This window comes from Streptococcus sp. 20925_1_69, from assembly GCF_041432365.1.
Classification (GTDB): domain Bacteria; phylum Bacillota; class Bacilli; order Lactobacillales; family Streptococcaceae; genus Streptococcus.
This window is the reverse complement of record NZ_JAPVZL010000015.1, coordinates 23,393-29,509: the sequence shown is the minus strand read 5'-3', so window position 1 is coordinate 29,509 and position 6,117 is coordinate 23,393. Positions and strand designations below refer to the sequence as shown.

Annotated in this window: 6 protein-coding genes; 1 reads left to right on the top strand and 5 read right to left on the bottom strand. The window is 39.1% G+C overall.

Annotation, left to right across the window (positions count from 1 at the left end):
- The 5 genes from O3601_RS09040 to hprK form a co-directional block, all read right to left on the bottom strand.
- On the bottom strand, nucleotides 1-2,873 hold a 2,873-nt coding region (locus O3601_RS09040), incomplete at its 3' end, for a G5 domain-containing protein (protein WP_371472639.1).
- Nucleotides 2,874-3,341: 468 nt separating this feature from the next.
- Nucleotides 3,342-3,734, bottom strand: coding sequence for a YtxH domain-containing protein (locus O3601_RS09035; RefSeq protein WP_261040771.1), 393 nt, complete (start codon nucleotides 3,732-3,734; stop codon nucleotides 3,342-3,344).
- A gap of 15 nt (nucleotides 3,735-3,749) precedes the next feature.
- The gene (locus tag O3601_RS09030; RefSeq protein ID WP_371472637.1) at nucleotides 3,750-4,133 is read right to left on the bottom strand and encodes a DUF948 domain-containing protein; all 384 of its coding nucleotides are present in this window, start codon (nucleotides 4,131-4,133) and stop codon (nucleotides 3,750-3,752) included.
- Nucleotides 4,134-4,922, bottom strand: coding sequence for a prolipoprotein diacylglyceryl transferase (gene lgt / locus O3601_RS09025; protein WP_261040773.1), 789 nt, complete (start codon nucleotides 4,920-4,922; stop codon nucleotides 4,134-4,136).
- Complete coding sequence (gene hprK, locus O3601_RS09020; RefSeq protein ID WP_057487632.1) at nucleotides 4,915-5,850, bottom strand: HPr(Ser) kinase/phosphatase; 936 nt, start codon at nucleotides 5,848-5,850, stop codon at nucleotides 4,915-4,917. The genes lgt and hprK overlap by 8 nt, the downstream gene beginning before the upstream one ends.
- Nucleotides 5,851-5,946: 96 nt before the next feature.
- On the opposite strand from hprK, the gene O3601_RS09015 reads away from it, so the two are divergent.
- Nucleotides 5,947-6,093 (top strand): hypothetical protein, encoded by a 147-nt coding sequence (locus O3601_RS09015; RefSeq protein WP_261085611.1) that lies wholly within the window; start codon nucleotides 5,947-5,949, stop codon nucleotides 6,091-6,093.
- The last annotated feature ends 24 nt before the right edge of the window (nucleotides 6,094-6,117 follow it).

Here is a 6,117-nt window from a genome sequence, read left to right as displayed (position 1 = left end):
ACATCACGACCTTCAGAATCTTTAGATTGTTCAACCTTAGTTTTCGCACCAACTTTAACAATTGTTTTGCCTGCTGGGGTCACGACTGGATTACCAACGTGTTCTGTTATATGACCGTCGTTTGGATCTACATCGTAAGTGGTTGTAGTAACTGTTTTACCTTTTTCACCCTCAGTACGCTGAGCTGGTGTACCGAAGTCTTTTTCAACATCTTTAACGTATTCCACTTCTGGTTCAATCGGTGTTTCTACGACTTTGTCTTTGGCACCAACTTTAACGACTTTTGGTACCATTTCTGTTCTACTAACGACCGGTGTCCCATCCGTTACTGTACCGTTAGTTTCATTAACAAGTGTTAAGGTTGTTGTTACTATCTTACCTTCAGATCCATTATTAGTAACCGTATTAGTTCCTACATCTTTGGTTTTATCTGCTTCATACCGTGTTGTTACCGGAATTATTTTGGTTACGACTTTGGATTTAACGCCATTTGGACTGGCAATGTCTTTCCTTACTGTTGGCGTAAGGGCACCGGTACTTGCATTGACCGAGTAAGTTGTTGTCTTCTTAACAACATTATCACCTTCTTTGAGATATTCGACCTCATCTTTAGCTGGCACTTTAACCACTGTAGGAGTTGAAGGTTTGATAACTGGTTTTCCTTCATGTGGAATGAGGTTACCATCTGTCGGATTCACAGTATAAGTGGTAGTTACTGTGTTTGTCCCTGGAGTACCGGATACTGTGACTTTTGCTCCTCCTTTAGCCTTCGTGGAGTCTTTCTCATAACGTACACTTGGCTGTATTGGCGTAACCACAACCTTAGATTTAGCTCCATTTTGTTTGAAGATTTCCTTTTTCTCTGTTGGAGTAAGGGCACCGGTACTTGCATTGACCGCGTAAGTTGTTGTCTTCTTAACAACATCATCACCTTCTTTGAGATATTCAACCTCATCTTTAGCTGGCACTTTAACCACTGTAGGGGTTGAAGGTTTGATAACTGGTTTTCCTTCATGTGGAATGAGGCTACCATCTGTAGAATTAACTGTGTAGGTTGTTGTTACTGTTCTGGTACCTGGAGTACCAGCTACTGTGATTTTTGCTTCACCTTTAGCCTTCGTGGAGTCTTTCTCATAACGTACACTTGGCTGTATTGGCGTAACCACAACCTTAGATTTAGCTCCATCTTTCTTGAACACTTCATCAAGTGTATTTTTAGTAATCTGTCCTGTATCAGGATCTTTCATACTCACAGTTGTTGACTTAATGATGTCATCTCCGCGTTTACTATATACAGCAGTTTCTCCAACTTTTTCTACAGATTTAACTGTTGTAATTTTTTTATCTTGATAGCCTGTCCCATCTAAAGAAATTCGTTTCCCAGATATAAACTCTGATCGTCTATTAATCATATCGGCTTCAAAATAAGAACGTGAACTATGACCTCCACTGGTTCGTCCAACATTTATAACAACATCACTATCATTGCTGACACCTTTTCTTATCGTCGAATCATTATCAACAATATAATGAGTCAATTTCCCTGACTTAGCTATTGTTTTGCTATCTAAACCTTTCTGCCAAAAGTCACGACCAGAAACCAAACTTGTCACTACTTTTGGGGCATTAAATGTTGTTCCTTTTTTTAATACATTATTATAAAAGTTTCTATAAGCCAACTGTTCTTTAGGAGACATGACCCTGCTGTCAGAATATGCCAACTCATAGGCTTCAACCATTGCCCGTTGTACTAAATATCCTCCTAAAGAATGTCCTGTTAAATAAAGATTGGTAATACTCTTATCTTTAGCTAGTTCTCGCATGATATTTTCTGCATCTTTCCCTTGCTGAGGATTGCTTCCTGTTCCAAGTCTTATATCAGCTCCTATATCTTTCGCATCACTTGTTCCACGAAACGCTAATACTTGTGCAGTTCCATTTGGTAAATATAAGAAATCACTCTTAGTTTCATACAAGACAGCATCTAGTCCGCTAGATGTATGATAACTTTTCTTCCTTTCCCAATAAGGTCCCAATTCCTTATTCATCATCATATATTCGTAACGTGGTTTACTGTCACCATTCTTTTTATATAACTCTGATTCTGTTAAGGGTTTCTTATGATTCAGCACTCTATCAATATAATTATCATCACGGTAGGACAATTCCATGAACATAATCATATCGCGCTCACTGACATTCCATTTTAATTTTTCATCTGGCTTTTCTTTACTATCAATAATGCCATCCCCATCAGTATCCTCTAACATCGGATGACTATTGTATCCTACATACTTTTTCCCATTTTTTTCATAAATGTAAACTTCATCTTTATCTTTTAAGTAATCATTATCTGTAAAGCCTTCAGGAGTTAAAGTAGGACCATTAACTAACAAGCTATCAATTTTATTGCCTTCTGAAGCAATGATTCCAGCTTTTATTTGTTTAGCATACTCATCAGTTAATTCATACTTTTTAACCTCGGAAGGATTTGATGCTGCTCTCACCGCTGGAGTGCTTGATCTGTCTTCACCTGCCACGAAAGCCCTTGTGGTCAAGCTATTATTTTCTTTATTCCCAGATGTCTCTAGTTCTGTAGTCCTTGTAGATCCTATTGGAGTATCTTTTGGAGCTGGACTGGAGATAGCACCTTGATTCTCTGGTGAATTTTGATTCTCTTCTTTTTTCTCCACAGTAGGGATCGAACTCTCCCTTTCAGAATTAGCCCCTATCTCTGTTACCAAATTATTTTCCGTAGAAGCCAAGACTCCTTGAATCGGAGCAAACAAGGAAACTCCTATTAGTACAGAAGCCACTCCAACAGAAAACTTTCGAATCGAAAAACGTTGTCGCTTATTAAAAATATCTTTCATTTAATCAAATTTCTTTCTAACTCTTTTTCATACACAATATAGAAAACGCTAACATTTTTTGTTAACAAAATCTTAATTTTTTCATCTCATAAACTTTAGGAACTTTACTATACTTTAATCCGTCACATTTTAAATCCTTTCAATTTTTAAATAACTATTTGTTGTAATACCTCAACCCAGTCCCCCTATTCATCAGGCAGGTTATTTAGGTTACGGACAGAACCACTTATTTTAGACTACCAAACAACTCTGTAAAAAAGAACCAAGGTTATCTTTTCTCTTTTATCATCTAGGTCCATTTCCCCATCCGTATGATAATCAATAACCTGCTATTCAAATTTTACTACATTATGGAAAAAATCAAAATATTGCACGCTCTATACTGCCATTATATCACAAAGAGTTCATTAAAGGAAAAAAATAACCATTTCTTGATTTTATAAAAAACCAAGAAACGGTATGCTGATTTTAATCTTCTTGAATCTCGATGACGATTTCTTGACCTTCTTGTTCTTCCACAACCACTTTTTCTTCCAGTTGTTCTTTGAAACTATTCAAGGTCTCTTTAGAAGCTTCTGTTACCTGATGAGCGCAACATTTTGCTTTTTCAAGGATAGTATCAAGGGTGATTTCACCTGACTCAACCTGTTCTTTGGTTTTCAGAACAAAATCTGTAGCCTGCTCCTTGACTTCTGTCAGTTTTTCACAGACCTGCTCCTTGGCATACTCTGGATCTTCTCTCAAATCATCCAGAAAATCTTGAGCTTGACTGCAAACTTGTTTGCCCTTATCGCTTGTTAAAAACAAGGCAAGAGCTGCACCTGAAACGGTTCCTAAAAGGATAGAGGATAATTTACCCATAAGGATTCTCCTTTTTTATTTTTTTAAAAATTTACTTGCAAGACGAAGAGCTGACAAACTTGCCCCAGTCTTGAGTGTTTTTGAACCAGCTGATGAAGCTTTCTTGCTCAAGACACGCGCATGGTCATTGAGGTCTGAAACAGATAGAGACAAATCTGCAACAGCACTAAAGAGTGGATCAATCGTTACCATCTTGACATTGATATCATCTGCCAAGACATTGACCTTTGCCAGCAACTCATTGGTATGATGTAAGGTTACATCCACATCTGAAGTCAAGGTTTTAATCGTCTTTTCTGTTTCATCAATCACACGTCCAAGCTTTTGTACAGTAATGATTAGATAGACTAAAAATACAATCAAAGCAAGGGCTACAAGAATATATGCAACTTCTAACATTTAGTTTTCCTCCTCTGTAACATAGTAAGGGGCCTTCTTTCGATTTTGATAAAGAATGATAAAAATTCCAAGTCCGATAAGGACAACTGATAGCCATTGAGACACTCGAAGACCAAAGAACATGAGACTATCTGTTCGCATACCTTCAATAACCATACGACCGAAACCATACCAAATCAGGTAGAAAGCAGTGATATGACCTCGTCTGAGACTCTTCCATTTTCGTCTGAATATCAGAATCAAGGCAAAGCCAAGTAGATTCCAAAGAGACTCATAAAGGAAGGTCGGTTGACGGTAGCTCCCCTCAATATACATCTGGTCACGAATAAAGCCAGGTAGATAATCCAGATTATCCACTGCTGCACCATAGGCTTCTTGGTTAAAGAAATTACCCCAACGCCCCAAACTTTGGGCAATCATGACGCTAGGTGCCGCGATATCTAGGAAATCCCAAGTGTTGATAAGTTTGCGATCAGCAAAGATATAGAGTACAAGGGCACCAGTTATCAAACCACCGTAGATGGCCAAACCACCATTCCAAATGGCAAAAATCTCTCCTACATTCTGACTATAGTAATCCAAACGGAAAATGACATAGTAGAGACGAGCTCCTAAAATAGCCAAGGGAAAGGCTACTAAGATAAAATCTAAAATATCGTCTGGTATGATCTTCTTTCTAGGCGCTTCTTTCATGGTCAAATAAACCGCAAGAATCAAGCCTGTCACAATACACAAGGCATACCAACGAATGGCTAGGGGGCCTAGTTGAATAGCAATTGGATCAAGCATTTGGCACCTCATTTCGAGCGATGAGACTTGTCAGCCGTTCTTCGAACAAACGGGTCGCATCAAAGCCCATTTCCTTGGCACGATAATTCATGGCAGCTGCCTCAATCACGACAGAAATATTACGACCTGTTTTAACTGGAATGCGGATACGAGGAATGGCTACACCAGAAATTTCAAGTTCCTCTGGATTGTTGCCAAGACGATCAAAAGTTTTATGCGTATCGTAATTTTCCAAATAGACAGCAAGCTGAACCTGTGAAGAATCCTTGACCGCACTCGCACCGTAGAGACTCATAACATCGATAATCCCAACCCCACGAATTTCAATCAAGTGTTTCAAAATTTCAGCTGGTTCACCCCAGAGAGTAATCTCATCCTTGGCAAAGATATCAACACGGTCATCGGCTACCAAACGGTGACCACGTTTGACAAGTTCCAGACCTGTCTCACTCTTACCAATTCCACTATCTCCCTGAATCAAGACGCCCATTCCATAGATATCCATCAAGACTCCATGCACACTGGTCCGTTCTGCCAAACGAGAATCCAGATAGCTAGATAACTCTCCAGACAAACGACTAGTAGCCGTACGGCTGGTTAAAATGGCAATCTTACATTCTCTGGCTGCCTTTAACATCTCCTCTGGAACCACCAAACCACGGGCAACAATGACCGCAGGTGTCTCAGGTAGAAACATTTTTTTCAAAACTTCATAACGGCTGTTGGAAGGCATGCTGATCAGATAAGACCACTCCTTCATCCCCAAGAGCTGGATCCGCTCTGGCGTATAGTAGTCAAAGTAGCCTGTCATTTCAAGACCAGGTCGCGTAATGTCCGCTGTATTGATTTCCTTTTCAAGCAATTCTGGTTCGCCATAGACAATGTCTAGTCTAAGCTTTTCAATCACTTCTTTTACTAAAACCGACATCATTTCCTCCTTCAAATGAGTTCTTCTCTCTATTATATCAAATTGTAGGAGGATATTTCAGATTTTTGCAGGCTTTGGAGTATTTATTTATACTCAATGAAAATCAAAGAGCAAACTAGGAAACTAGCCGCAGGTTGCTCAAAGCACTGCTTTGAGGTTGCAGATAGAACTGACGAAGTCAGTAACCATATCTACGTCAAGGCGACGTTGACGTGGTTTGAAGAGATTTTCGAAGAGTATTAAAAGAAAAAAGACTAGATTTCTCCA